Origin of the sequence: Agrococcus casei LMG 22410, from assembly GCF_900163565.1 — a bacterium.
GTDB lineage: Bacteria > Actinomycetota > Actinomycetes > Actinomycetales > Microbacteriaceae > Agrococcus > Agrococcus casei.
The window spans coordinates 55798-80796 of sequence record NZ_FUHU01000009.1 but is presented as its reverse complement, the minus strand read 5'-3'; the positions used below and the strand labels follow the sequence as shown (position 1 = coordinate 80796).

Sequence of the window (24999 nt, the reverse complement as noted above, 5' to 3'; positions counted from 1 at the left end):
TCCTCTGCGAAGAGCCAGCAGCGACCATCGCAACAGCATCCCGCTTGAACTCATCAGAATAGATCTTCGGCACGATTGCCATCCTTCCAGCACGACCCCAGTCAGAAATCATGCGGTCATAGACTCAACCGAACCTTCAGCAGACCCTGAGGGCCCGGTGCCGTCCCGGACCGGGGTGAGGTCGATGATCACGGTGACGTACTTGTCACCGCGCCGGGTGTGCCGCCACACGTGCTCATCGACCCCGACGACCTTGACACCGTCCAGGCGGGTCGGGTCCTCGATGAGCAGACGCCGGCCCTCAGCCAGGACCGCGTCGTTGGCGGTGTTCCACGCCACGCCCAGTCCTTCGGCAACTCGGGCCATCGACAGGTGGCCGACGACGATCCCGACCAGACCCCACCGCAGGCCGGCGCGGGAGATCTTGGCCCGCGGCGGCGCCGCAGCGGTGGTGTCCTGACGCCACACGTGCGAGCACTCCTTGCAGCGGTAGCGGCGCACGGTGAGCACCAGCGTGGTAGGGCGCCACCCGAACGGCTCGTGCGCCAACTCCCTGCTCACCGTGTCACGGGGCACGCCCTGGCAGCCGCACCGCCTGCACCAGTCGTCCGGCTCCACGACCCGGCACGCCAGCACGGACCGGTCAGGCTCGAGCAGCTGGCCGGTGACCTCCAGACCGAGGCCGTCGAGGCGGGTGAAGGTAGTCAGGTCAGGGCGCGTGAAGGTAGCGTCAGGCACGTCGAGGTCTTCCGGACGGGTTGTGTGAGAACTCCCATCATCGGAAGACCTCGACCCTCACCCCGACACCGACGCGCCGCCCCAGGTCGCACCACAGCTATACCCTCATCTGTGAAGAGCCCCGAAACCCGGCCCAGCGCGACGTGCGATGGGGCCCAGGGTGGCTCAGCTTCGGACCAGTTTGCGAGCGGGGTTCGGTGCGGTGTAGCGCAGGACGAGGACGACCCCGATGGCACCCATCAGGAGCGGGAGGGCGCTGAGAGGGAGGTTGACTCCGACCGGGACGCTCCCGCCCGCGATGCCGAACACGATGGCCAGCAGCGAGGAGGCGATCCACGAAGCGGTCAGCAGAACCCGCTGCTGTCCGGTCAGCTCTCTGACGAGGAAGGACAGCACGGTCGAGAAGACTCCTGTCATGCTGCCGGCACCGAAGGCGAGCAGGATGAGCATCGGGTGTAGAGCGTATTCGGAGTCATCGTCGAAGTACGCCGTGAAGCACAGCAGTGCCCCCAGGGCCATGAAGCCTCCCACTGTGGCCACGGCGCTTGCTACGGCGAGCAGCCGCATCCACCGCGGTGTGCCGGCCGTCTCTGCCCCGGCTTCCAGGGCGATCTGCTCAGGTGGGCCGAGACTGTCGAGTGCCGCCTGGATCACGCCTCGCTGTTCGGCGTCCCTGAGGTGTTCCTCGATTCCGGTGAGAAGATCCAGCTGCTCGCTGGAGGGGAGCGATTCGGTCAGGGCAGTGAGGCGCTTGAGGTAGGCCTGGGCGGCGGCGGACGAGGGCAGAGTGGTCATGCGTGGTCTCCAATGACGAGGTCGACGGCTTGCCGGAAGCGGCCCCATTCCTGGGTGAATGTAGCAAGTCCGGTCTTGCCTGCCGGGGTGATGTGGTAGTAGCGGCGCGGGGGTCCACTCGGGGACTCTTGCCAGGCAGTGGTCACGAGGTTGCGTTTTCGGAGTCTCGACAGGAGCGGGTACAGCGTCCCTTCGCTCTCGAGGAGTCCTCGTTCGCTCAGCGTTCGAGCCAGGTCGAGACCATAGGTCGGTTGCTGGGCGATGACGGCGAGGACACATGGTTCGAGAGCGCCGCGGCGCAACTGCCCTACGAGGTGAACAGCGTCAGGTTCCATGCACCACAAGGTAGCACGCTCCGCCAGGATCTGTTCGGTGTGGGGTAGACGAGGCCAAGGATCCTGCGCGCGGGTGGTCTCCGCCCTGCAAGCCCGCCGTCGCATATCGGGCCGCACTGTACGGTGATCATCGACTTGACCACGGTTCGCCAGGACAGCGGCCCTTCCAGGCTGCTGGACATGGTCGAAGGCCGCTCCAAGGCAGTGTTCAAGACCTGGCTCGCCGCCCGCCCCTAGACTTGGCGCGAGGCAGTGGAAGTTGTTGCGACAATCGGCTTCACCGGGTTCAAGACCGCCGCAGCCGAGAAATTCCCGGACGCGGTCGCGGTAATGGACCCCTTCCGCGTCGGGCGGCTCGCCGGGGAAGCGGTCGACGTCTGCCGACGGCGCATCCAGTTACTCCTGCACGGACACCGCGCCGCGCCGGCGACCCGCTCTATTCCTGCCGATGCACCCTTCACACTGGAGCAGCGCTAATCACCGACCGCCAGGTCGAACGGATCCAGGACCTGTATGCCGACGAGCAACACGTCGAAGTGGAAGCGACCTGGGGCATCTACCAGCGCATGATCGCCGCCTCCCGGACCGCACACTCGGGAAACCAGAGATGCAGGCCGTCATGGACGTCCTCCGCACGGCTATCCCCGAAGGCCTCGACGAACAGGCCCGCCTCGGTCGAGCTCTGCGTCGGCGAGCCAGCGACGTGCTGGCATTCTTCGACCTACCCGGCGCCAGCAACGGCCCCACCGAGGCCACCAACGGCAGGCTCAAACACCCCCACGGATCCGCCCTCGGCTTCCGAGATCTCACGCACTGCATCGCCCGATCCCTGCTCGGGGCGGGTGGCTTCAGACCCCGCCTACACCCTGGAATGCGATGAGCCCTATTAGGCGGAACATGAAGGAGGGGCCTACCCGGGCAGCGCCACGCCGTTCGATCCTTGACTACGCGCTACACCCTCATCTGTGAAGAGCCACCAAACCTGGGACGGTTCAAGCGGCGCTAGGCGAGTCTGATTGCTGCGTCGATCTATGGGGTGAGGGCAGTGGCCGACATCGCGGTCCGAACTATCGCGGTCCGAACTATCGCGGTCCGAACCTACCGGAGTCCGAAAGTACCGCGGTCCGAAACTATCTGATGCGCATCTTCTACAATGAGGATGCGCGTATGCACATGCATACGCACACGCACACTCCTTGGACGCCGTAGCGAGCTTCCGGGCAGACGGTCGCAGGCGTCGTCCCCCTGGCTCGTTTCCCCGCCCATCAAAAAATGAACGACCGCGGACTAGCTCGGATCAAGGCGACATCCCCTCAGCATCATGACGCGCTTGTGATGCAACTGAATATAGGAAGCTTAGAGATGACGCAACCAGGACAGACCACCACGACTTCGCACGAAGCGATCGATGCGTTCAAGAGAATCGTCGGCGACGAACATGTACTGACCTCTGAGCGTGCCACGATGCCATTCAGCAAAGGCTATCGATTCGGCGGAGGACCAGTCTTCGCCGTGGTGCGCCCCGGCACGCTGGTCGAGATGTGGCGGGCGCTGCAGGTATCCGTCGACAACAACCTCATCGTCATCCCGCAGGCATCGAACACGGGCCTGACTGGTGGATCCGGCCCCGGCTTCCAAGACTACGATCGCCCCATTGTGATCATCTCGACTCACCGCATCGATGAGGTGCACCTCATCAACGACGCGCGCGAGGCGATCTCGCTCGCGGGCACCCCGCTGACACACCTGACCGACGCGCTCGCCAAGCACCAGCGCGAGCCGCACTCGGTGATCGGGTCGACATCAATCGGCGCCTCGGTCATCGGCGGCATCGCGAACAACTCGGGCGGCAGCCAGATTCGCAAGGGTCCGGCATTCACGCGCGAAGCGATCTTCGCCCGCGTCAACGACGACGGCAAGGTCGAGCTGGTCAATCACCTGGGCATCTCGCTCGGAGACGACCCTGAGGTCGCACTCGACCGTCTACAGCGCGGCGAGTGGTCTCCCGAGGATGTCACCCCAGCTCCCGAAGACTCGAACGAGACCGAGTACGCCGAGCACTTGCGCAAGATCGTGCCTTCGCCTGCTCGCTACAATGCGAACCCCGAGTACCTGTTCGAGGCTTCCGGCTCGGCCGGCAAGCTGATGGTGTTCGCGGTGCGCACCCGCACCTTCCCTCGCGAAGTGCACCCGACCGTGTTTTACATCGGCACGAACAACACGCACGAGCTCGAAGAGATCCGTCGGTTGTTCCTCGAAGCCGACATGCCGCTGCCTATCTCTGGTGAGTACATGGGCCGCAGTGCCTTCGACTTGGCCGAGAAGTACGGCAAAGACACCTTCGTCTTCCTGAAGTTCATGAGTCCAGCGCTGCAGACGCGCATGTTCTCGTTCAAGACGTGGGCCAACGGCTTGTTCTCGAAGATTCCCGGCATTGGTCCGACCTTCGCCGACACGGTATCGCAAGCCATGTTCAGCGTGCTGCCCAACCAGCTGCCCAAGCGCATGATGGAGTACCGCAACCGTTTCGAGCATCACCTGCTGCTCACCGTCAGCGAGTCGCAGAAGGCCGCGAGCGAGAAGATGCTCAAGGAGTTCTTCGCAGAGCCCGAGCACACTGGTGAGTTCTTCATCTGCACGTCTGATGAAGAAAAGAGCGCGTCGCTCAACCGGTTCGGCGCGGCCAGTGCCGCCACTCGCTACGCCGCGTTGAAGCGCCGGCACATCGCAGGGCTCATCCCCATCGATGTGGCCCTGCGTCGCGACGATTGGAACTGGCTCGAGGTGCTGCCGGAGGAGATCGACGACCAGCTTGAGGTCAAGGCGTATTACGGGCACTTCTTCTGCCATGTGATGCACCAGGACTATGTCGCCAAGCAGGGCGTGGATCCCGAGGCGCTGCACGACCGCATCCAGCACCTGCTGGAGGAGCGCGGCGCGAAGCTGCCCGCCGAGCACAACTACGGTCGCATCTACAAGCTGCCGGAGTCCATGGAAGAGCACTTCAAGGAGCTCGATCCGACGAATACGTTCAACGCCGGTATCGGCGGCACGTCGCCGCACAAGGACTGGGCCTAAGTCCCCAAGGTAGCGCGACGCCGTGAGAGCCTGAGCGATGTCTTATCCATCTCGGGTGGACCTAGGGCTCGACTCCCTAGGTCCACCGGGACGGATGAGTCGAGACATCGGTCAGAGGCTGGGCAGGCCATAGAATCGCGTGGCGGCGAGGGCCGCGCCCGGTCCGAGAACGGGTCATCGCCTCACGCCGTCAGCTGACCCGCGACGGCCGGCACACCGGCGAAATCCTCGCCACCGGCCACATCGACGAGCCCGGAGGCTATTGCTGAAACACATTGCCTGAACATATTGGTGGAGCTGAAGGTGTGTAGGTTCAGGACATCGTTCATAGGTGAGTCGGGACATCGTTCATAGTGGTCCGTGACGATGAGGGATGTCTAAAGCGGCTCTTCACAGATGAGGGTGTAGTTGAGGTCTGAATCCGCCGGACTCGAGCAGGGATCTGGCGATGTAGTTGGTCAGGTTGCGGAAGCCCAGGGCCGAGCCGCGCAGGTGCTCCAGGCGTCCGTTGATCGCCTCTGTGGGGCCATTGCTGGTGCCAGGCCGCTCGAAGTAGGCCAGCACGTCGGTGGCGCGAGCCTTCAGGGTCCGACCGAGCTTGCGCAACTCGTCCAGCCCGGCGGGGACGTCTTGGCTGACGGCGTCGATGAGCGCCTCCATCGCCGCGCGGCCGAGGGATCGGTCCTTCTCGCGGTAGGCCGCGATCATCCGCTGGTAGATCCCCCAGGTCGCCTCGACGGGCACGTGCTCCTCGAGCACGAACAGCTCCTGCAGGCGGGTCTGCTGCTTGTCGGTGAGCAGGCCCGCGCCGGTGTGCAACGTTCTACGCGCACGGTAGAGCGGGTCGTCTTTGCGGCCGCGGTGCCCGTGCAGTTCCTGCTGGACTCGGCGTCGGCACTGGTCGAGGGCATCACCGGCAAGGCGCACGACGTGGAAGGGATCCATCACCGCAGCCGCGTCGGGCAGTTCCTCGGCGGTGGCGCTCTTGAACCCGGTGAAGCCATCCATCGCGACGACTTCGATGGCCTCACGCCATGCCTGAGGGCGAGCGGCGAGCCACTCCTTGAAGACTCGCTTGGAGCCGCCAGACGTGCTCGTCGACGCCGAGCACGCGGACGCCGTCGAAGCGGTTCGGGTCCTCGATCAGGACGCGTGTGCCCTGGGCCAGGACGGCATCGTTGGCGGTGTTCCACGCAACCCCGAGCCCCTCAGCGACCCGCGCGACCGTCAGGTGGGCGATGACGATGCCCTCCAGCGCCCACGCCAGCCCTCGCCGGGAGAGCTTCGCGCGTGGCTCGGCCGCCAAAGACGTGTCTTGGCGCCACACGTGGCCGCAGCCGGTGCACCGGTAGCGGCGGACCGTGACCTCCAACGTCGTCGGACGCCACCCCAACGGCTCGTGGGCCAGCCGGCGGACAACCGTGCCGCGCGCGGTTCCTTCACAGCCACAGCGTCGGCACCAGCGGTCGGGTTCGACGACTCGACAGGCCAGGACCGCACCGGCGGGCTCGAGGCGCTGACCGGTGGCCTCAAGGCCGAGCTCATTCAAGCGGCAGAACATGGTCAGGTCAGGGTCGGTGAAGGTAGCGTCAGGCACGTCGAGGTCTTCCAGATGGGCAGTGTGAGAACTTCCATCATCGGAAGGCCTCGATGCCTACCCGGGCAGCGCCACGCCGTTCGATCCTTGACTACGCGCTACACCCTCATCTGTGAAGAGCCCGTTTCGTCAGTGTTCGGCCGAGCTTGGCCAGCTCGGGCAAGGCGTCCGGGACGCGCTTGCTCAGCGCGGTGATGAGCTTCTCCATCTTCGCTTTGGCTTTCGCCCGGTCGGGTTCTCGGTAGGCGGCGACCATCGCCTGGTAGATCTCCCAGGTCACCTCGACCGCAACGTGCTTCTCTCGCTCGAACAGGCTGCTGAGGCGCTGGCATTGGCGGTCGGTCAGCAGCTTGGTGCCGGTGTGGAGGGTGCGGCGAGTCTTGTAGAGGGGGTCGTCCTTGCGGCCCCTGCGCTTGTGGAGCTGCTGCTGGACGCGTCGTCGGCAGTCGTTCCAGTGCGTCTCCGGCGAGGCGGACGACGTGGAAGGGATCCATGACCGCGACCGCGCCTGGGAGGGCCTCGCCGGCGGCGGTCTTGTATCCGGTGAACCCGTCCATCGCCACTACCTCGATGCGGTCCTTCCATGCCTTGGGGTGGGCCTTGAGCCAGGCCTTGAACGCTGCTTTGGAGCGGCCGGGGATCATGTCCAGCAGCCTCGCCGGGCCGGTCTTGTCCCTGGCTGGGGTGAGGTCGATGATCACGGTGACGTACTTGTCGCCGCGCCGGGTGTGGCGCCAGAGGTGCTCGTCAACACCGATCACGCGGACGGCGTCGAAGCGGGCTGGGTCATCGATCAGCAGCTGCTGGCCCTCGGCCAGGACGGCGTCGTTGGCGGTGTGCCAGGCAACCCCGAGCCCGGCGGCGATCCTTGCGATCGTGAGGTGATCGATGACCAGGGCTTCCAGTGCCCACCGCATCCCGCCGCGGGAGAGTTTCGCCCGCTCGGGCGCGGCGGCGGTGGTGTCCTCTCGCCAGCGGTTGCCGCAGTGATCACACCGGTAGCGCCGGATCCGCACCAGCAGGGTCGTGGGGCGGTGGCCGAACGGCTGGTGAGCGAGGCGACGAGTGATCGTGCCGCGCGAGGTCGACCTCGCCCCGCAGGCGCGGCACCACGGATCTTCCTCCGCGAGTCGACACTCGAGCACCGCCCGCTCGGCCGAGAGGCGTTGACCGACGGCGACCAGACCGAGTTCGTCCAGGCGCGCGAAGGTCGTCAAATCGGGGCTGTCGAAGGTAGCGTTGGGCACGTCGAGGTCTTCCTGATGGCGAGCGTGAGAACTTCCATCATCGGGAGACCTCGACGTCTATCCCGGCACCGACGCGCCCACCCCACACTCCGCAGCTACACCCTCATCTGCGAAGAGCCAGAAAGGCTCTTCGCAGTTGAGAGTGTAGGTCGGGGCCGCGCGGCGATCGCCGGATAGGTGTCGAGGTCTTCCAGGATGGAAGTTCCTAAGCTGTCCATCTGAAAGACCTCGACGTTGTTCAACGCTACCTTCGCCGCACCGTGCCTGACCACTTTCTGCCGCCTCGACGAACTCGGCCTTCAAGCCGTCGGCCAACGACTCGAGCCTGAGCGCGCGGTGATCGAGTGCCGCGTCGCCGAGCCAGACCCGTGGTGCCGGAAATGCGGTGCCGAAGGGGTGGTCCGGGACACGGTCGTCCGGCGGCTCGCGCACGCGCCGTTCGGCCACCGGCCCACGACGCTCCTGCTCCGGGTGCGCCGGTTCCGGTGTGATCACTGCCGGCGGACTTGGCGGGAAGACACCACGAGGGCTGCGCCGTCTCGGGCGAAGATCTCCCGCGGTGGACTGGGATGGGCTCTCGCCGGGATCGTCGTCGACCATCTCACCGTGACCCGCGTCGCGGCAGGGCTGGGGGTGTCTTGGCACACCGCGAACAGCGCGGTCCTCGCCGAGGGCCGCCGACGCCTGATCAACAACTCCCACCGGTTCGACGGGGTCCGGGTGATCGGTGTCGACGAGCATGTCTGGCGGCACACAAGGTTCGGCGACAAATACGTCACCGTGATCATCGACCTCACCCCGAACCGCGACAAGATCGGCCCCGCACGCTTGTTGGACATGGTTGAGGGGCGATCGAAGGCCGTGTTCAAGGACTGGCTCGCGGGACGCCCGAAGTCGTGGCGGGACGGGATCGAGGTCGTCGCGATGGACGGGTTCACCGGATTCAAGACCGCCGCCGCCGAAGAGCTCCCGAAAGCGGTCGCGGTGATGGACCCGTTCCATGTCGTCCGCCTCGCCGGCGACGCGCTCGACGTCTGCCGGCGGCGCGTCCAGCAGGACCTCCACGGCAGGCGCGGGATGAAGAACGACCCGCTCTACAAAGCCCGCCGCACCCTGCACACCGGTGATGCCCTCCTCACCGAGAAGCAGGTCACGCGAATCCAGGTGCTGTTCGCCGACGAGCAGCATGTCGAGGTCGAAGCGACCTGGGGCATCTACCAGCGCATGATCGCCGCTTACCGGGAACCCGACAAGAAGCTCGGGAAGCAGGCCATGCAGGCGGTCATCGACGCCGTCGCCACCGGCGTCCCGGCCCGCTTGGTCGAACTCCGCAAGCTCGGCCGGACACTGAAGAAGCGGGCCGCCGACATCCTCGCGTTCTTCGACCGCCCCGGGACCAGCAACGGACCGACCGAGGCCATCAACGGCCGCCTCGAACACCTCCGCGGATCCGCCCTCGGCTTCCGCAACCTCACGAACTACATCGCCAGATCGCTGCTCGAGTCCGGAGGATTCAGGCCCCACCTACACTCTGGAATGCGATGAGCCTTCAAACGCTGGCGTTCGGAGCTCGCCCAGATGGCGGTCCTCGCAAGTCCGGCGCACCGAGGGGCGGGCTTCGCCTATGCCACCGCAGCTGTAGCGACGCAGGAGGCGTTGGGGATCGGTCTGGTCGCACAGTGGCGCAGTCGTCAGGGAAACGAGGCATCCCGCCGACTCGCACAGCGATTGGGTTTCACCCAACTCGGCGTACAAGTGGCAGTCACGCTGAAGCGATAGGTGACCGGCCGTTTGCCAACGACGCGACTCGAGGGACTGATGGTGCGATCCGACGAACGCACGTGACCGGGCTACGACTACCCACGAGTCACCCGCGACGTAGAGGTTATTCGGCTACGGAATGTGGTGGAATTTAGGTTTAACGTCTAGTCTTTAGCGCTTTTGATGCCCCGGTTTCTTCTTAGAAACCGGGGCATTTTTGTATCCTCGATACATATCGGGCCTCAGCTCGGCCGGGCGTCTTCTCCTTTGGGATCGAAGAGTTCCTCGATCCTGCATTCGAAAACCTCGGCCAGACGGAAAGCTAGCGGCAAGGATGGGTCAAACCGTCCGCGTTCGATGGAGATGACTGTTTGGCGGGAGACTCCGAGTTCATCGGCGAGGCGTTGTTGCGACCATCCGCGGTCCTGTCGGCGTTCGTGAAGCGAGTTCTTCACGGTCAGCCCCGCTTCTTCGCCATGAGGTACCGCACAATTGTACTGAAGAAGGCAACCCAGACGACGCCGATGAGCGCCCAGGTGACATCGAGTTCGAAGCCGGTGATGACGAGAGTAGCAAGCGCGAATCCTGTCAGCATGATCGTGTCGCAGAGCGCACCAGCCATAGCGGCTTCCAGCCACTTTGACTCGATCGATTCATCTGGCCTGTCGAGTGCCCCCCGCAGGCTTGAGTGATCCACGACTAGGGCCCAGATGAGGCCGATGAGCCCCCAGGACATGATGAGGGTGAACACGCCGGCAATGATCAAGGCCTGCTCGCCCTGGGAGACTCCAGTCAAAAGTGTGAGCGCACCAACTCCCGCGGCCAGGATCAGCCCGGCCGGGATCGCAACAGCCATCGCGGGGATGCGCCCTCCGGCGAACTTGATGCGGCCCCAGCGCGTTCGGGTGTCGGTTCGTGGTTCGGTGCTCATAGCCTCTCCGTTGTGAAGCTCGTTTGACATGTGAAGCTAGCTTGACATGTACAGCTCGCTTTACGCAAGTTGACGATTCCGAGCTTGTCGTGCCGCCGCATGCGCTGGGCCGTAGACCCCTCCCGTGAGGCTGGTATGTGCGGCGACGTGTGCGAGTGGCGGTTTAACGTCTAGTCGCGTTTCGCTTTAACGTCTTATGCAAGCGCCGGATCCCTGTCGGGGTTCGGCGCTTTGCTACGGTGAGCTAGGAGTGCAATCGTTGCCGAATGGCAGACGTGTGGTGTGCATCGCTGGCTTTGGTTGATCCAGCAGCGCCCGGTATTGGCTCACCTGACAATGTTAGGGGTTTCGGATCGCGTCGAGATTGCTTGATAAGGTGGTTCGATGTCTGACGTGAAAGTGCGATCGGTGCAAGCTGTATCAACGCTTTCTCTAGCGTTGGCGGGAGTGCTGTTGCTGCCAGGGTGCTCGACGGCAAGTTCGTTCGAGGCCGAGCTTGAGGATATCTCTTCGAAAAGTAGAACGTTTAATTTGCCTTCGAGTGTCGGTGGCGACATGGCTTGGGATGAGTTGCTCATCGTCTGTCCTTACGCCGAGCCGAAGGGCGATGTTCATCCAGTGCTTGCCGCTGCAGCTTCTGAAGTAGATGCCGACAGCTCTGACGACTTGCAGTGGCTAATATTCCGCAGCAACGAGGACGTCAGCACTCTCGAACTGTCCCGCATCGACTTTGATTTCTGCTCACGTTCCTTCTCTGCTGAAGAGACGTTCAAGCCGGAGGCCCAGTGGGAAATGATCGAAGATGACGGGGCTTCCGTGATCGTACCCGCGGAGTAACGCGTTTTAGCTGATTGGCTTCTCATTGAAATCAATGATTGAAAGCGCGTGGAGCAGCCTTCGTGGACGAACCATGAAAATGGCAATATCACGTGCCTTCGACCAGTCAGTGACGAGATCACTCCTGTCAAAGGTTGGCACCTGTGGGCACTGCTGCGAATGGCGGCACAATACAACCTCTGCGGGTAAGAAGTGAACCGGTGGTCGCGCCAAAGGTTCGCTAACCGCGGCGACGTGGTGGAGTTCAGCTTCGCCGTATAGTCGAGTTCCCGCTCCACTGTGAGCGCAATGACCGAGGTTTGCCGAACGGGAAGGAGCCATCGGATGTCGATACGCGCGGGTCGAGTGTTCCTCGCATTCGCCGGTGTGCTGCTCGTGGCTTCCCTGACGTGGATCGGGATCGTCTGGTTCATAGCGGATGCAGTGCCGGGCGATTTCGTCGCCCCCTCGCTGATCGGGTTCGTCGCGCTCGTTCTCTTAGTCGTCGGAGCTCTGACGTTCTCCCAATTCGTCGAAGTGTCTGTCAGCCCCGACCGCATCACGGTCCGGCATGTGGTGGGTGCACGTCGGTCTGTGCTGCTGTCAGAGATCGATGAGGTTGTGCTGCTGCAGCGTCTGGTTCTGCCCGGAAGGGGAGGGGTGTCAGCGGTTCCACGCGTGCTGCTCCGTCACGGTGATCGAACTGTGCTCGCCTTCACTCCTCAAGAACGCGGTGTGGTGGAGATGCTGGCATCGCACGGCCTGCAGTCGACAGTCGTCAGTGAGCCGCTGACTCCGATTCAGGCGTCGCGACGCTATCCAAGGTCCGTCAGTGTTGGAGAGCTGCTTGGCGGGCCCATGCTCTGGGCGGCACTCGTCATTGCCGTATTCGCCATCGCTTGGGTGTTCTGGATCGTCCTGCGCTGAGAGCGAATACGCCTGCTCGACACCTTGTGATGGGACTCCGCGTCAGTTCGCGAATCTCACGAAGGCACGTCCGGGGACGCTCTCACCAAGCTGGGCGAAGCCCACCGATTCGTAGAAGGACTTCTGCCCAGCCTCTTCGTCGGTGATGAGCACGTGCTGGCGAACCGAGGAATACGGCGCGAACGCCTCCCGAACCAGCGCCCTTCCGAGCCCGGTCCTCTGCGCACTCGGGCTCACCAGCACATCCTGCAGATAGCAGATGGTCGCACCATCGCCGATGATTCTTGCCAGACCCACGAGCTCACCGTTCACGCGAGCGACGACTACGCGAGCCGAATCGAATGACCATCCTGGGACATCCGGTCTGGACTGCCGAGTACCGTGTACTCGGTGTCTAGGAGGGGAGCGACCCCGTTCGCAGAAGGTGATCGAATTCGAGGGCAAAGCGCTGGGCATCGACCTTGCGATTCGGAATCATCTTGATGCCTTTACCGGCGGTCGTCTCGACGCGCATTCGAGTGAAGAGGCCAGGCCGGTACCGTACCCCGGCAACATCGATAGCCCGGACCTCTCGCTTGATCTTCGCCTTCTTGATGGGGCCCGCGACGGCGGCCAGCAGAAATCGACTCGAGGTGGCGATCATGAGATCAGGAAAGTCACCCGCTACACCAGGGAGGACGAGCAGGACTTCCTCATCAGGATGCAGCAAGGCAGGTATGTCGCGGCGCAGTCCAGGGCTCTCGAACAGCTCGTTTCGATTGAGCGCAGAGGCATAGCTCATGGCGGCACGAGACACAGTCATGCTCCTAGGCTAATCGTGATGCGACTCAGACCGCTTCGGAAATTCGCGGGTAAGGGTATTCAGACTCGCGGTTCTGGAATGTCAGAACACTCGGATTCTTGATGACTCCGTCGTGGATCTCGATGGCACGGGAGATGGTCAGATCCTCTTCCCAAGCGGCCGGTCCTTCCATCACTGTGCGAAGGAACGGCAGAATGGCCTCGCTGATCTCCCATGTCGCCGAGTTCCACAGGTATGACGGGCTGTGGTCGACAGCGTAGTAATTCACGCCCTGACCGACAGCGAACATCGGGTCCTCGAATGCAGTTGGCTTGGCCCATTCGAAGCCCATTCCCTCGTCGCACGAGACATCGATGATCAGGCTGCCCGGCCGGAAGCCCTCCAGATCCTGAGTGCGCAGATACGTCATGGGTGCGTCGACGTCTTGCAGCGTGCAGTTGATGACAATGTCGTGCGACGCAAGAAAATCGGGAAGCAAGACGTCACCGTCTTTCGTGGGCACCGTGCTGAGATGAATGGGGCCGTCGTCGGTATTCAGCTGGGTGATGTGAGCGCTGTGGATGGGCGAGCCGACTGCAGAGGCATCACGCTGCGTCAGGACCTGGATGTCATAGATCTCGTGTGCTTTGAGCGCAGTGACCGCTCCTCGTGCCGTTGCGCCGAACCCGATTACGACTGCACTGCGTCGCGGCCCGTAGCTGCCGGTTGACCCGATGAGGCTCAACGCATGCAGCACCGAGCAGTATCCAGCAAGCTCGTTGTTCTTGTGGAAGACATGGAGGCTGAAGTCTCCCTGACGCGTCCAGTGATTCATCGCTTCGAACGCGATGAGCGTGAGACGACGGTCGATTGCAGTCTGCGTCATGCTGGCATCCTGCACACAGTGGGGCCATCCCCAGAGAATGCCGCCTTCGGGCATCGCCGACACGTCAACCGACTGCGGCTTCGGCAGAAGCAGAACGTCCGCAGAGCTGATGACCTCGGCCCGATCTGCGACACGGCCCACACGAGACTCGACATACCCGGGCGCGAGCTGGAAATCAGACGCGTATCCGTGTTCGACGATCATTCGCGCACGCAGGTCGGGGTCGATTCGATCCAGGTGGTGCGGGTGCAGCGCCAGCCTCCGCTCGTTCTCCATCGTGGACTCGGCGAGCAGCCCCAACGTGAGCAGGGGAGTGTGTGGCGTAGCTTCGTCCGAAGAAGAGAGGGACACACCAGTGGACGGTTGAGCATTGCCGGACATCCGGTCTCCCATCATCGGGGAACCAAATGGGGTTCCTGCTTGGACTGTACTCCCACACACGAAAATGCATGCTGGCTGGTGCAGCAAGCGAAGATGGAGCCAGCCGGATTCTGTATCGGCTCATCGGGCGAGGTCGTAGAGCGCCGCGCGACGACAGGGACGCGCGCCGCTTCTGGTCAGGCGCGCCTCGAGCGCATTGCCTTGAGCTGCTTCACCTCGGGGTCAGCGCGAGTGCACGATAGTCATCTGAACCAACTGCCACGAGAGCAACGCGGCCGTCTGCGTCGTGGTGGATTCCCCAGCCGTACCGCTTGCCGAGCGGCGAAGACCGCAAGCACGCCTGATCCTTCGCAAAGAACGCCTCACGCGCCTCAGTGCGCTTGTCGGCAGCAATCTCATTCCGAGTCGCAAAGACCTCGAACAGCACATCGTCGCGGGTCATCTCATACGGTCGCGCCGAGATGAGCGCATACTGCAGCTCCGCCACTGTCGGCGACTTGGTGCGGGTCGGCGGAATCTCTGCCTCGTCAAGCACGCGGATGCGGTGAGCGGCAAAGACGAGGGTCCCGACGCCGCGTCCGACCGGCTGTCGGTCAAACCCTCCGAACACCTCATCGACGACGAGCCCGGCTTCGCCCAGCAATGACCGCAGATGCTCTTCACTGCGAAAGCGGATGCGATCGGCAGTGACGTGTTCGTGTCCGCCGGCGTCCACCTCGTGGGCACCGAAGTCAACCAACCCTGCAGGCTCATCGACACTGGTCGTCTGGTACCAGTGCTGACTCTCGCCGTCGGGCAGTTCGACGACGCGGTGGCTGTTCTCCTTCGTCCATCGCTCCCAGCCTCGAGCATTCGGATCACGCGAGTCGAACGTCAGCCGGCCGCCTGGCACCAGGTGGCTTGCGATGTCACTGAAGGTGCGGGTGAGCTCAGCGTCATCCAGGATCGCCTGCACGACGTTCGACGACATGATCGCCGCATCGAACATCCGCTCTTCTGGAATGGCACGTGAATCGCCGACGATCCACTCGACCCGGTCGGCACCCGGCTTCAGCTGGGCAGCCGCGACCGAGGGCTGATCAGGGTCGACACCGGTGACGCGGGCGCCTGTCTGAGCGATCGCAAATGTGATGCGGCCAGTCCCGCATCCGAGATCCAGGATGCGCGACTGGCCGTCGCCCGCACCGAACTTCAGAAAGTACTCGTCGTCGGCACCCCAGGTGTTGACAGCGTCATAAAGGCTTGCGGCGTGGTCTTCTGTCATCCGGTCATCGTAGTGCTCAGTCGCGCACTGCACTCGCAGCCGCAGCAGTCTCGCTGCGAGCCGCCTTGCGCGTGCCCCTGGTGATCAGGAAGCCGAAGGCAGTCGCGAGCACATACATCAGAATCGAGTAGATGGCCGCGGGGATCGCGACCTCGGTGCTGTTGAGCACGCTCAGCGCAATCGTCAGCGCGATCGTGGTGTTGTGGATGCCGATCTCCATGGAGACGGCAATGGACTGCGACGAATCCAGCTTGATCAGACGCGCACCGAGATACCCGATGGTCCGGCTCGCGAGACAGAAGAGTCCGGTGGTGAGCCCGATCTGCTGGAAGTAGTCAAGCAGGTGCTCCCGCTCGCCGAGCAGTGCGCCGACGGCAACCACGACGAGCACGATGATCGAGAAGATTCGCACCGGTCGGTCGGCGCGGTCGGCAAATTTCTTGGAGTAGTGGCGCACGACCATGCCCACGGCAACGGGGATGAGCACGATCACCATCACCTGCAGCAGCTTGCCCAGCTGCAGACCCAGTTCGCCGTCTGCAGCGAAGTAGTTGATGGCGAGGTTGGTGATCAGCGGGATCGTGAATGCCGCGAGCACGGAGTTGACGGCCGTCAGCGTGATGTTGAGCGCCACATCGCCACGGAAGAGGTGGCTGAAGAGGTTCGCCGTGGGCCCGCCGGGGGAGGCGGCGAGCAGCATGACGCCGACTGCGAGCAGCGGGTCGATGTTGAACGCGACGACCAAGCCGAATGCGATGAGGGGCAACACCAGGATCTGCAGGATGAGTGCGATTGCGACAGCCTTCGGCGATCGCGCAACGCGTCGGAAGTCACTTGGTGTCAGCGACAGTCCGAGACCGAACATGATGATCGCCAGGGCGATCGGCAGGCCGATGGTGATGAGGGCAGAATCGGTCATGGGTATACGTGCTTGTATTCGAGAGATTCGCGTTCTGGCACTCTCGAAGACACCGCTGGTGAGCTGGTTTCGGTCGGAGGCGCAGTGAGCTGAGTATCAGTTGCCGTTCAGCCCAGGTCAAGCGGTTTGAGGTTTCCTACGGATGATGACGTGACAACCGCTCGCTGCCGCATCGATATCGCTCATTGGGCAGTTGCTGCGAAATTGTCGGGATCAATCGGCCGCTGCGCTCGCGGAAGGCCCATGACGACCAGCCGATACGATTCCGTCACCAGCTCTTGAGCCAGGCTGTTGTCGATGCTCGGGCCTGGCCTGAGCGTGATCCAGTGCTTCTTGTTCATGTGGTAGCCGGGAGTGATGTCGGCGTAGGTCTCGCGAAGCGCCCTGGAATCCTCAGGGTCTGACTTGATCACGACGATGGGGCCGTCGGCGAGATCGGTCAGCAGCGCAAACACCTTGCCGCGCACCTTCCAGACCTCGTATTCGGGTCCGAACGGATGACTCATGCCTGATCCGGGCAGGGCCTCAGCGGCCTCGCGCACGATCTTGTGCAGGTCACTTCTTCTCACAGTGGGCCTCCATGCAGACGGTCGTACGCTTGGATCATGTCAGAAGAACAGCCCCTCGTTCTCGTGTTCATGCCGCCACTGGTCGATCTGCTGGCCGCGTCGGAGCGCGCGAAGGGAACACCGCTCAGCGAAGACGAAGTCATCGAGCTGCGAGACAGCGCCACGTGCATGGCGCTGCAGGAGCCCGCGGCCGACGCGATGGCCGCACAGCGAGGCTACGCAGACATCGACCCCGAGAACTGCTGGAGCGAGTGGCAGCGCATCAGACTCGAACTGAGCAGCGCAGGCGACTGATCACCCTGATGCTGCCAATCCCAATCAGGTCAGCCAGAGGCCGAGGGTGTCGTCGATGGTGAACGCTCCGGCATCAAGCTTCTCGGCGTAGTTCGACAGCCACGCTCGGTACGACGGGAACTCCGGGGCAGGCGTTGGGCCGTCGATCGGCAGGTAGAGGATCTGGCCGGCTTCACCAGCGGGCAGCGAGATCCAGCGCGTACCCGTCGGTCTCGGCCGTGGTGAACTGCAGCCATCCGCGGCAGTTCATGATGGGGCGCACCTTGTCTGGCGTCATCCAGTCGATGGTGTCGTCGATGTCGTCGCCGAGTGCCTCGATGCGCATCTTGGAGTGATCGATCATCGCTGTTGCACTCAGGAGCGTGTGGTGGTCGAAGAGATCGAGCAGTGCTGTCGGGTTGTGCTGACCGTCGTGACGTCGAAGGCTCGTCACGAAGTCCTCAGGCAGCTCGCGTCCGACCGATTGCGCGAGACGTGCAAGGTCAGCGTCGTCGACTGGGCCGCGCAGCGTTTCGGCAACTTGCGGCAGCTGGTCAGCCAGCACTCGATCGATGATGTCCCAGGCACTGTCGATGTTCATGGGGTGATTCTAGTTCGCTGTCGTCAGCTACCCTCGTGCCCATGGGAATTGCAGACATGTTCTATGGCCGCAGCGCCAAAGCCCGTGAACGCCGTGCGGCGAAGGTCCGCAACAAGTACGCAGATGTTCCGGGCATGACGCCTGAGCTGCTCGAACCGCTCGCACAGTCGGCGGACATGCCGAGCAGGGATCGCGTTGCCCTGTATCTCGAGGCGGTTCCCGCTGGTGCTGAGCCTCGCAGAGTGCTGCACGGCACCAAGGTCTACACGGGCACCTCCTACGTCGGCGTGCTCTTCGACAGCGGGCTGACGATGCGCTGGGGCGGCTACGGCGGGATCCGAGGCACGGAGCTCGAGGTGCACGGGGCCGACCTGCCGTTCGGGGGCATGCAGAAGGTTGAAATATTCAGCCACGAGGGCGACGACGGCATTCTCGTCAGCGGCAGCGACGGAACCAACGACTACAGCATCGGATGCCTGGGATTCGACCCGCAGGATGTGCAGGAGTTCGCACAGGCGACAGTGGCGGCGCGCGACCAGTTCGTGCAGCCCGCGAGCCCCGATATCAACATCGACTCGTCACTGCCGCCGGAGCAGCAGCTCGCAGCACTCGAGCAGATGCGATCGCTCGGAGCCATACCCGAAGACCTCTACGCCGCGACGGCCGCCAAGATCAGAGCGTCCAGCCACTGACGCACTCGCGGCACCCCTGCTAGATTCACCTTGACGTCAAGACACTTCAGGAGGTGCCGCTGTGAGGCTTCACCACGTGCAGATCTCGATGCCGCGCGGAGCAGAGGCTGAGGCACGCAGGTTCTACGGAGACGCACTCGGCATGCAGGAGACCGAGAAGCCGCCTTCGCTGGCAGGCCGCGGCGGATGCTGGTTCAGGGCCTTCGAGGGCGACACAGTTGTCGCCGAGATTCATCTCGGTGTCGATGACCCCTTCGTGCCCGCAAAGAAAGCGCACCCGGGACTCGTGTGCGCATCCGTCGAAGAGCTGCAGCAGATCGCCGGGCGCATCGAAGACGCCGGCTTCGAGCTCTCATGGGCCGAGCGCGACACCTTCGAGGGATACGTGCGATTTCACGCTCGCGACGGATTCGGCAATCGCATCGAAGTCATGACTGCCACCGATCACCGGTCGTAGTGCTGGGCAAGGGCAGCCATGCCCTCGGCAAAGCTGACCGCAGGCTGCCACTGCAGCACCTCGCGCGTGCGGCGCTGGCCGAACCAGTGCGCAGTCGACATCTGCTCGGCGAGGAACCTGGTCAGCGGCGGCTCGTCGTCGTGCTCGCTCAGGTTCCAGATCGCATCAACCGCGGTACCCGCCGCGATGGCCGGGGCGACAGGGATGCGCAGCTTCGGCTTGGCGGCACCTCCGGCACGTGCCAGGCTCTCGATGAACTCGCCGATGGGGCGCGGCTGCCCGTTGGTGACCACAAGCGCTTCGCCGTGCACTCGCGTCACAGCATCGAGCGCTGCGACGATCGCGTCGACGGCATTGGTGACGTAGAGGGTGTCGACGAGCGCGGCTCCAGAACCGAGAATCGGCATGCGCCCCTGCCGAGACCGCTCGATGATGCGCTCGGTGAGCTGGGTGTCACCCGGCCCCCACATGAGGTGCGGGCGGAGCACGAGCACCGGAAACTCGTCGGAATCCGCAGCCAGCGCGAGCAGCTCGCCCTCGCCCTTCGTCCGGGCGTACTCGCCGCGTGCCGATGCAGGCGTCGCGGGCTCAGCCGGAGCTCCGATCAGAGAGCTGCCTGCATTGGCAACCGAAGGCGACGAGATGTGCACGAAGCGCGTCACGCCCGCCTCTTGCGCCGCATCGAGCACGTTCCGGGTGCCACCGATGTTGACGCGCTCGAACTCACGAGGGTCGCCGGCCATCGACACCTTCGCTGCCAGGTGGATGACCGCTGCAACACCCGTCATTGCCTCGGCAACCGCAGCGGGGTCTGTGGTGCTGCCCTGCACATCCCGGGCTCCAGGAATTCCGGATGCGCGGCGCTGCAGCGTCGTCACTTCGTGACCCAGCACGATCAGGGATCTGGCGACAGAGGAGCCCAGCAGCCCAGAGGCTCCAGTGACCAGAATCTTCACGTCGAATCTCCCTCTGCGCTACGGCCGACCGACGCGCTCTCCGCGCAGCACGCGATCGGCCCATGCGGCCAGGCGCGTGCGGTCGATCTTCGAGTTGTGACGGATGTCGGTCGGAAAGTCATTCGACACGAGCACAGCGGCCACGTCATGCGGGTAGTGCTCGGCCACGGATGCGCGAACGGCATCGGTGAGCTGCTGGGGCGCAAGGCCCGCCTGCCGACCTGCCCCCGCATCCGGTTCGATGACGACGACGACAGTCTGCACACCTGCTGGTCCGACGCCTACGGCAGCAGAGCGGTACACGCCCTCCACAGTGTTGGCGACGGCTTCGAGGCCGCCCGGGCCGAGCGGGCCCAAGGGAGTCGAGAGCACGTGCTGCACGCGGCCTTCGATCCACACGCGGCCCTCGGGGTCGATGTGCCCGATGTCACCGGTGCGGTGCCAGATCTGGTCGTCGAGGGTGTCGCGCTTCGATGAAGCGTCGGTGTCTGCGAGACGGTCGTAGCCCGACTTGATGTGCGGCGCCGAGACGACGAACTCGCCGAGCACGTCGGCAGCGCCTGAGCCGGTGAGCAGTTCATCGGATGCGCGGCCGTCGGCGTCGAGCGGTGCGAGCGCGAATCGCACACGGGGCACCGGACGGCCGACGCACACGCCGTGGTCTCGCGACTGTGCCTCGGCAGCTGCCACGCCGTCGCGATCGATGTCGGTGAGCATGAGCCCCTCGGTCATGCCGTAGGGCGAGCGGATCTGCGCATTCGGAAACAGCTCTGCGAGCCCGTCGAGCAGCGCCAGCGGCACGGGAGCACCGGCCGACAGCACCAGTTCGATCTTCGTGAATGCAGCACGCTGCTCAGGTGACAGGTCGCTGGCGGTCGCCTGCACGTTGTTGTATGCGGCGGGGGAGGCGAACACCATCGTGCTCTTGCCTGCCTCGATCGCATCTGCCAGGGCAGCAGCAGTGAGCGTGCGCGGCTTCGTGACCGACATGTCAGGCGTGACGCTGCTGATGCCGAGTCCGGGGCCGAGCAGTGCGAACGGGGCAAACCCTGCCGCCCAGCCGGTGTCTGCGCGAACCTCGAACTGCTTGCGCAGCGTGCGGGCGAGGGCGCCGAGGCGGGCGTGGGTGTAGCGCACTCCCTTGGCAGGGCCGGTCGATCCCGAAGTGAACAGGATGACCGCATCGTCTTCACGACCAGGATGACGGATGGGCTCAGTCGATTTGGTGCGCGCGAGTGCAGTCACGCTCGTCTCGACGCCGAGTGCTGCTCGCTCGATCGGGCCAAGCCCGTGCATCGAGATGCGACGACCGGGCCAGCCGGCTGCGCGCGCGAGGGTGAGGCCGGGCTTCAGTCCGATGACCCACTGCGGGTCAGAGGCCCTGATCGCACGGGTCATGCCCGCGACTCCGAGGCCGGTGTCAGCGACGACGGCGACTCCGCCGGCTTTGAGCACTCCGTAGAGCACAGCCGTGAGGTCGTTGCCGGGGGTCACGAGCAGCGAGACACGGTCGCCGCGCTGCAGCCCGAGCTCTTGCAGGCCGCGGGCGATGCCGTCGGTGACGCGAGTGAGCTGCTTCCAGGTGATCTGCTGCGGCGGGTTCTGCGTCATATCGACGCTGGCAACCGTCGCGTCGCTGCGGCGCGCATCGAGCGCCTCGAAGATCATGGGCGCCGGATCATCGGTCGGCTCTTCGCCCGAGGCGACCGAGACGGCATCGTCGGGAAACTGCCTGGCGAGCCAGCGCAGCACGATGCCGGGCACATCCGCGTCTTCACTGACGAGATGCGACGCCTTCTCGACCCGGTGCACGTCTGCGTGGGGAATCCTGTGGCGGAGATCGCGGAGGAAGTGCTCGACGAACACGGGGTCTTTGGGGCCCCAGACGATCAGCGCGGGCTTCTCGATGCTCGCGACGTCGTCGGCCAGGCGCTGCAGCTCGCCATACGAGGGGTGACTCGGCTGTGCCGGCACGTCAGCGACGAATGCCCCGATGCCGCCGCGGTCTTCGGCCGTGCGGTACGGGGAGCGGAAGGCGTCTTTGACCTCGTCTGAGATCGGACCCTGCCCGAGCGAGAGGGTCGTGCGCAGAAACCAGTCGGTGAGCACAGTCGTCGTCGGCAGTGCGGGGCCTGCGAGTGCGACACGAAGCGGGGCGGGCAGGGGAGTGCCCTCGGCGAGGTGCACACCGGTGTTGAGGGTGATGACCGCATCGACGATGTCTTGGCTGCGCGAGGCCCAGGTGAGCGAGACGATGCCGCCCCAGTCGTGCCCGATCGTGACGACCGGGTGCTGCTCGCCCTGCGCATCCGCCGTGTCTGCCAGCAGCGACCGAACGACTGCGTCGAGGTCGCTGACTCGCTCGGCGATTCTGCGGTAGCCGGAGCCGTGCGTCGTCGGCAGCGCGTCGTGCTCGAGGCGCTCGGAGTAGCCCATCTCGAGCTGGTCGGGGGCGATGACGCGCCAGACACGGCCGTCGGCGTCGATTGACGCTGCCGCGAGCCGCCGCCAGAGATACGACCAGGTCGGGTTGCCGTGCAGGGCGATGATGGTGCCAGTGGGCTCGAGCCCCTGCTCCTTGAGAGCAGGCAGCGTGTCGAGCACATGGAAGGTGCGCTCTCCGTCGACGGTGTCGACCGTGACGAGTCTCGACCAGCGTTCGTCCCACTCGGGGAGCGGGCCGGGAACAGCGGCCGGTTGCGCGTTGAACTTCACCAAGTGATCTCCAGCATTGCGGTGTTGAGGCCCGAACCGACCCCCAGACACAGGATGCGGTCGCCCTGTTTCATCTCGCCGGATTTGCGTGCCAGCGTGATCGGCAGGGACGCCGGGCCGACATTGCCGAGCTCGGGGTAGGTCTTGGCGACTCGATCGGCATCGATCTTCGTGGCCTCGGTGAGGGCGTTCACATGCACGTGCGAGATCTGGTGGGGAATGTAGTGATCCATCGTGGTCCACTCCCACCCGTTGTCGTGCGCTTCTGCCCACGCCTCCGAGATGAGCTGCATGCCGTTGTCGAGCAGCCCCTGGGTGTCGGTGAACATGCCGTCGTAGTCGCCGATGCAGAGCCCGTGGTTCCAGGTGGCGGCACGCGTGACGCCGCCCTTGATGAGGTGTCCTTCTGGGTGGCGGTCGGCTCGTCCGAGCACTGCGGCTGCGGCACCCGAGCCCAGTGTCAGGGTCGCGAATTCGTTGAGGTACTCATCGCGTGTGATGCCGTCGCGGCGCAGGCGCTCGACGGTGGACTCCTGTACGCGCGACATGTCTTCGCCCGCGATGATCAGTGCGTAGTCGATCTGGCCCGCGTCGATCATGCTGGCTGCGACGGTCATGCCGTTCACGAAGCCGAGACACGCGTTCGTGATGTCGAAGTTCATCGCTGCGGGGCTGAGGCCGATGCTGTCGTGCACGGCAACGGCGACCGAGGGCTCGAGCATCTCGCGTGAGACCGACGCGTTGATGAGGAGCCCGATCTGGTCGGGGCGCACGCCGGCTTCTTCGAGCGCGCGGCGGCCCGCGTCAGCAGCGCCTTCGATGTAGTCAGAGGGATGCTCCCAGTTGCGTCTGGTGGTGACGCCGGCGACGCGCTGCAGCAGGCCTTTCGGAAGGCGAAGCGTCTTGAGCGTGTCGGCGAGTCGGTCGTCGAACGACTTTGAGCTCACCTCAACTGGAGCGACGGCCTCAGTGATGCCGAGAAGTGCGACATTCGAGTGCCGAGTTGTTGCGTTGCCCCTCATCGCAGTCGATTCGGGCGCAGGGGCAAGTGTGGCAGGTTCAATTGTCATTTCCGTCTAGTCTAATTGTCCGATCATACGCACATGGCATTGGTGAAGGGGGCTACAGAATATGCCCGATCTCGGGTTCGCGGCCGTGCAGCATGATGAAGTGTGCGATGAGTTCAACCTCTGGTGCTTCGGGGGATTCCGCGACACGCTTCGTCGCCCCGCCCGAGTTGGATGAAGGGACTGGCACATGGACAAGCAAACACAGGTCGTACAGGTGTGTCGCGACGGGGTCACCTGTGACGCAGTCGTCAGCTATTGGTTCGACGGCAGAGCATTCTGGACGGTGCGGCTCGAGTCCGCTGAGTTCGAAGCGGTCGAGGCGACTGAGAACGACGCGTTCGAAGCGCTGTGCAGCGTGCGCGCTGTGTTGGAGCCGCTTGGCTGGCGCGTCGGAGTCACCGGTGCACGGGCCGACGTCTGGCCCAGTGGCATGGCTCGCGATCAGGGCGGAGGTCACCGCGTGTATCTGCTGACAGAGGCAGGCCCACAGGATCTGCTCGACACCTTCGAGCCAGTGGACCCGTCGACGGTGGCCACAGTCGAACAGCAGCGCGCTGAGACTGAGCGGCTCTTCGACGCGATGCTCGGCCAGGGGCAGCACTGAGGCTTCTGCACCCTGACCGTCGGTGACTATATTCAGGTGCATGCGAATCACGGATGGGCAGGCGACCGTGCAGTCGAACCGACGGGTGATCGGCAAGGTCGTGGCGTACGTCGTGCATGATGATCGCCTGCTCGTGTTCACGCACGACGACGTGCCGCTCGAGGTGGCCGGCGTGCAGGTGCCTGCCGGAACCATCGAGCCCGGTGAATCACCCGAGGCAGCAGTCGTGCGCGAAGTGCTCGAGGAGTCGGGCGTGCAGGCTCGCATCGTTCGCTCGCTCGGTGTCGAGCGGTACGACGTCTGGCCGACCAAGCCCGAGATTCACGAGCGGCACTTCTTTCAGCTCGAGCTGCTCGACCCTGAGGCGCGCGGTGCTGACGTATCAGAGCGGTGGAGTGCAGGCGAGGAGTTTCCTTCAAGCGGAGGCCCGCCGAAGCGATGGACCTGCTGGTGGACCCCGCTGGCATACAGTCACGTGCTCTCTGCCGGCTTCGGAACCCGCCTGAGCCTGATTGACACGAGCGCGCATCCGACCCCTTCGCAGTGACAGGATGACTGCATGACTTCTGACAGCCCCGCTCTTGTCGTCATCGACGTGCAGAAGGG

At 64.2% G+C, this 24999-nt stretch carries 24 protein-coding genes and 4 pseudogenes; 11 read left to right on the top strand and 17 right to left on the bottom strand.

The window, feature by feature from the left end; translation table 11 throughout:
- Positions 1 to 147: 147 nt before the first annotated feature.
- From CZ674_RS01915 to CZ674_RS01905, 3 genes and pseudogenes are all read right to left on the bottom strand, one after another.
- Positions 148 to 738 (bottom strand): annotated as a pseudogene (locus CZ674_RS01915) (ISL3 family transposase); the annotation flags it as partial.
- Between the two features lie 165 nt (positions 739 to 903).
- Positions 904 to 1533 carry an HAAS signaling domain-containing protein gene (locus CZ674_RS01910; RefSeq protein ID WP_048769063.1) on the bottom strand — a complete coding sequence of 210 codons (630 nt, stop codon included), beginning with the start codon at positions 1531 to 1533 and terminating at the stop codon, positions 904 to 906.
- Entirely contained in the window at positions 1530 to 1868 is a 339-nt protein-coding gene (locus CZ674_RS01905; protein ID WP_013350246.1) for a PadR family transcriptional regulator, read from the bottom strand. Before CZ674_RS01905 ends, CZ674_RS01910 begins: the two co-directional genes overlap by 4 nt.
- A 114-nt stretch (positions 1869 to 1982) precedes the next feature.
- Here CZ674_RS01905 and CZ674_RS01900 point away from each other — a divergent pair.
- Both CZ674_RS01900 and dld read left to right on the top strand, forming a co-directional pair.
- Positions 1983 to 2748, top strand: a pseudogene (locus CZ674_RS01900) (transposase); the annotation flags it as partial.
- 482 nt (positions 2749 to 3230) lie between these two features.
- Positions 3231 to 4946: a D-lactate dehydrogenase gene (dld, locus tag CZ674_RS01895; protein ID WP_013161533.1), complete on the top strand. Its 1716-nt coding sequence runs from the start codon at positions 3231 to 3233 to the stop codon at positions 4944 to 4946.
- A gap of 390 nt (positions 4947 to 5336) precedes the next feature.
- Here the strand turns inward: dld and CZ674_RS01890 are convergent.
- Positions 5337 to 6543: pseudogene (locus CZ674_RS01890) on the bottom strand (ISL3 family transposase).
- 118 nt (positions 6544 to 6661) lie between these two features.
- Positions 6662 to 7790 (bottom strand): annotated as a pseudogene (locus CZ674_RS01885) (ISL3 family transposase); the annotation flags it as partial.
- A gap of 234 nt (positions 7791 to 8024) precedes the next feature.
- Here CZ674_RS01885 and CZ674_RS01880 point away from each other — a divergent pair.
- Both CZ674_RS01880 and CZ674_RS14580 read left to right on the top strand, forming a co-directional pair.
- The gene (locus tag CZ674_RS01880; RefSeq protein WP_086990711.1) at positions 8025 to 9335 is read left to right on the top strand and encodes an ISL3 family transposase; all 1311 of its coding nucleotides are present in this window, start codon (positions 8025 to 8027) and stop codon (positions 9333 to 9335) included.
- 33 nt (positions 9336 to 9368) lie between these two features.
- Positions 9369 to 9569, top strand: a complete 201-nt coding sequence (locus CZ674_RS14580) for a GNAT family N-acetyltransferase (RefSeq protein ID WP_086990709.1) — start codon at positions 9369 to 9371, stop codon at positions 9567 to 9569.
- Between the two features lie 224 nt (positions 9570 to 9793).
- Here the strand turns inward: CZ674_RS14580 and CZ674_RS01870 are convergent, their stop codons facing one another.
- On the bottom strand, positions 9794 to 10006 hold the full coding sequence (locus tag CZ674_RS01870; protein WP_086990707.1) for a helix-turn-helix transcriptional regulator: 213 nt from the start codon (positions 10004 to 10006) through the stop codon (positions 9794 to 9796).
- Between the two features lie 2 nt (positions 10007 to 10008).
- Positions 10009 to 10482, bottom strand: coding sequence for a hypothetical protein (locus CZ674_RS01865; RefSeq protein ID WP_086990705.1), 474 nt, complete (start codon positions 10480 to 10482; stop codon positions 10009 to 10011).
- Positions 10483 to 10866: 384 nt separating this feature from the next.
- On the opposite strand from CZ674_RS01865, the gene CZ674_RS13895 reads away from it, so the two are divergent.
- Together CZ674_RS13895 and CZ674_RS01855 are read left to right on the top strand one after the other, a co-directional pair.
- Positions 10867 to 11319: a hypothetical protein gene (locus CZ674_RS13895; RefSeq protein WP_096146704.1), complete on the top strand. Its 453-nt coding sequence runs from the start codon at positions 10867 to 10869 to the stop codon at positions 11317 to 11319.
- A gap of 324 nt (positions 11320 to 11643) precedes the next feature.
- Complete coding sequence (locus CZ674_RS01855; RefSeq protein WP_086990701.1) at positions 11644 to 12225, top strand: hypothetical protein; 582 nt, start codon at positions 11644 to 11646, stop codon at positions 12223 to 12225.
- 42 nt (positions 12226 to 12267) lie between these two features.
- Here CZ674_RS01855 and CZ674_RS14495 read toward each other — a convergent pair whose 3' ends face one another.
- From CZ674_RS14495 to CZ674_RS01825, 6 genes are all read right to left on the bottom strand, one after another.
- Positions 12268 to 12681, bottom strand: a complete 414-nt coding sequence (locus CZ674_RS14495; protein WP_086990698.1) for a GNAT family N-acetyltransferase — start codon at positions 12679 to 12681, stop codon at positions 12268 to 12270.
- Positions 12620 to 13027, bottom strand: coding sequence for a hypothetical protein (locus CZ674_RS01845; RefSeq protein ID WP_086990696.1), 408 nt, complete (start codon positions 13025 to 13027; stop codon positions 12620 to 12622). The genes CZ674_RS14495 and CZ674_RS01845 overlap by 62 nt, the downstream gene beginning before the upstream one ends.
- 25 nt (positions 13028 to 13052) lie before the next feature.
- Positions 13053 to 14273 (bottom strand): N(5)-(carboxyethyl)ornithine synthase, encoded by a 1221-nt coding sequence (locus CZ674_RS01840; RefSeq protein WP_086990694.1) that lies wholly within the window; start codon positions 14271 to 14273, stop codon positions 13053 to 13055.
- A 211-nt stretch (positions 14274 to 14484) separates the two neighbouring features.
- Positions 14485 to 15537, bottom strand: coding sequence for a DUF6157 family protein (locus CZ674_RS01835; RefSeq protein ID WP_086990692.1), 1053 nt, complete (start codon positions 15535 to 15537; stop codon positions 14485 to 14487).
- A gap of 16 nt (positions 15538 to 15553) precedes the next feature.
- Positions 15554 to 16456, bottom strand: a complete 903-nt coding sequence (locus CZ674_RS01830) for a bile acid:sodium symporter family protein (RefSeq protein ID WP_086990690.1) — start codon at positions 16454 to 16456, stop codon at positions 15554 to 15556.
- Positions 16457 to 16638: 182 nt separating this feature from the next.
- The gene (locus tag CZ674_RS01825) at positions 16639 to 17025 is read right to left on the bottom strand and encodes an MmcQ/YjbR family DNA-binding protein (protein ID WP_086990688.1); all 387 of its coding nucleotides are present in this window, start codon (positions 17023 to 17025) and stop codon (positions 16639 to 16641) included.
- Between the two features lie 36 nt (positions 17026 to 17061).
- Here CZ674_RS01825 and CZ674_RS01820 point away from each other — a divergent pair, with 36 nt between their 5' ends.
- On the top strand, positions 17062 to 17319 hold the full coding sequence (locus CZ674_RS01820; protein ID WP_086990686.1) for a hypothetical protein: 258 nt from the start codon (positions 17062 to 17064) through the stop codon (positions 17317 to 17319).
- A gap of 172 nt (positions 17320 to 17491) precedes the next feature.
- Here CZ674_RS01820 and CZ674_RS01815 read toward each other — a convergent pair whose 3' ends face one another.
- Positions 17492 to 17899, bottom strand: coding sequence for an SMI1/KNR4 family protein (locus CZ674_RS01815; RefSeq protein ID WP_200810027.1), 408 nt, complete (start codon positions 17897 to 17899; stop codon positions 17492 to 17494).
- Positions 17900 to 17940: 41 nt separating this feature from the next.
- Between CZ674_RS01815 and CZ674_RS01810 the strand changes: the two genes are divergently transcribed.
- The gene (locus CZ674_RS01810; protein ID WP_143244592.1) at positions 17941 to 18591 is read left to right on the top strand and encodes a hypothetical protein; all 651 of its coding nucleotides are present in this window, start codon (positions 17941 to 17943) and stop codon (positions 18589 to 18591) included.
- A 61-nt stretch (positions 18592 to 18652) separates the two neighbouring features.
- The gene (locus tag CZ674_RS01805) at positions 18653 to 19048 is read left to right on the top strand and encodes a VOC family protein (protein ID WP_086990682.1); all 396 of its coding nucleotides are present in this window, start codon (positions 18653 to 18655) and stop codon (positions 19046 to 19048) included.
- Here CZ674_RS01805 and CZ674_RS01800 read toward each other — a convergent pair.
- The 3 genes from CZ674_RS01800 to CZ674_RS01790 are packed head-to-tail and all read right to left on the bottom strand — an operon-like array spanning position 19036 to position 23741.
- The gene (locus CZ674_RS01800) at positions 19036 to 20004 is read right to left on the bottom strand and encodes an NAD-dependent epimerase/dehydratase family protein (RefSeq protein WP_086990680.1); all 969 of its coding nucleotides are present in this window, start codon (positions 20002 to 20004) and stop codon (positions 19036 to 19038) included. The two genes, CZ674_RS01805 and CZ674_RS01800, sit on opposite strands and share 13 nt — an antisense overlap.
- A gap of 18 nt (positions 20005 to 20022) precedes the next feature.
- The gene (locus CZ674_RS01795) at positions 20023 to 22719 is read right to left on the bottom strand and encodes an alpha/beta fold hydrolase (protein ID WP_200810028.1); all 2697 of its coding nucleotides are present in this window, start codon (positions 22717 to 22719) and stop codon (positions 20023 to 20025) included.
- Positions 22716 to 23741, bottom strand: a complete 1026-nt coding sequence (locus tag CZ674_RS01790; protein WP_086990725.1) for a 3-oxoacyl-ACP synthase III — start codon at positions 23739 to 23741, stop codon at positions 22716 to 22718. The genes CZ674_RS01795 and CZ674_RS01790 overlap by 4 nt, the downstream gene beginning before the upstream one ends.
- Before the next feature lie 235 nt (positions 23742 to 23976).
- Between CZ674_RS01790 and CZ674_RS01785 the strand changes: the two genes are divergently transcribed.
- Together CZ674_RS01785 and CZ674_RS01780 are read left to right on the top strand one after the other, a co-directional pair.
- Entirely contained in the window at positions 23977 to 24393 is a 417-nt protein-coding gene (locus CZ674_RS01785; RefSeq protein ID WP_086990676.1) for a hypothetical protein, read from the top strand.
- A 40-nt stretch (positions 24394 to 24433) separates the two neighbouring features.
- Entirely contained in the window at positions 24434 to 24940 is a 507-nt protein-coding gene (locus tag CZ674_RS01780; protein WP_086990674.1) for an NUDIX hydrolase, read from the top strand.
- Positions 24941 to 24999: the final 59 nt, after the last annotated feature.

What these genes read in the sequence shown, in the direction of transcription:
- CZ674_RS14580 (WP_086990709.1), top strand. Translation starts at nt 9,369, where the DNA reads ATGGCGGTCCTCGCAAGTCCGGCGCACCGAGGGGCGGGCTTCGCCTAT.
- CZ674_RS01820 (WP_086990686.1), top strand. Translation starts at nt 17,062, where the DNA reads ATGTCAGAAGAACAGCCCCTCGTTCTCGTGTTCATGCCGCCACTGGTC.
- CZ674_RS01780 (WP_086990674.1), top strand. Translation starts at nt 24,434, where the DNA reads ATGCGAATCACGGATGGGCAGGCGACCGTGCAGTCGAACCGACGGGTG.
- CZ674_RS01785 (WP_086990676.1), top strand. Translation starts at nt 23,977, where the DNA reads ATGGACAAGCAAACACAGGTCGTACAGGTGTGTCGCGACGGGGTCACC.
- dld (WP_013161533.1), top strand. Translation starts at nt 3,231, where the DNA reads ATGACGCAACCAGGACAGACCACCACGACTTCGCACGAAGCGATCGAT.
- CZ674_RS13895 (WP_096146704.1), top strand. Translation starts at nt 10,867, where the DNA reads ATGTCTGACGTGAAAGTGCGATCGGTGCAAGCTGTATCAACGCTTTCT.
- CZ674_RS01855 (WP_086990701.1), top strand. Translation starts at nt 11,644, where the DNA reads ATGTCGATACGCGCGGGTCGAGTGTTCCTCGCATTCGCCGGTGTGCTG.
- CZ674_RS01910 (WP_048769063.1), bottom strand. Translation starts at nt 1,533, where the DNA reads ATGACCACTCTGCCCTCGTCCGCCGCCGCCCAGGCCTACCTCAAGCGC.
- CZ674_RS14495 (WP_086990698.1), bottom strand. Translation starts at nt 12,681, where the DNA reads ATGCCCAGCGCTTTGCCCTCGAATTCGATCACCTTCTGCGAACGGGGT.
- CZ674_RS01845 (WP_086990696.1), bottom strand. Translation starts at nt 13,027, where the DNA reads ATGACTGTGTCTCGTGCCGCCATGAGCTATGCCTCTGCGCTCAATCGA.
- CZ674_RS01905 (WP_013350246.1), bottom strand. Translation starts at nt 1,868, where the DNA reads ATGGAACCTGACGCTGTTCACCTCGTAGGGCAGTTGCGCCGCGGCGCT.
- CZ674_RS01830 (WP_086990690.1), bottom strand. Translation starts at nt 16,456, where the DNA reads ATGACCGATTCTGCCCTCATCACCATCGGCCTGCCGATCGCCCTGGCG.
- CZ674_RS01835 (WP_086990692.1), bottom strand. Translation starts at nt 15,537, where the DNA reads ATGACAGAAGACCACGCCGCAAGCCTTTATGACGCTGTCAACACCTGG.
- CZ674_RS01840 (WP_086990694.1), bottom strand. Translation starts at nt 14,273, where the DNA reads ATGTCCGGCAATGCTCAACCGTCCACTGGTGTGTCCCTCTCTTCTTCG.
- CZ674_RS01810 (WP_143244592.1), top strand. Translation starts at nt 17,941, where the DNA reads ATGGGAATTGCAGACATGTTCTATGGCCGCAGCGCCAAAGCCCGTGAA.
- CZ674_RS01865 (WP_086990705.1), bottom strand. Translation starts at nt 10,482, where the DNA reads ATGAGCACCGAACCACGAACCGACACCCGAACGCGCTGGGGCCGCATC.
- CZ674_RS01790 (WP_086990725.1), bottom strand. Translation starts at nt 23,741, where the DNA reads ATGAGGGGCAACGCAACAACTCGGCACTCGAATGTCGCACTTCTCGGC.
- CZ674_RS01815 (WP_200810027.1), bottom strand. Translation starts at nt 17,899, where the DNA reads ATGAACATCGACAGTGCCTGGGACATCATCGATCGAGTGCTGGCTGAC.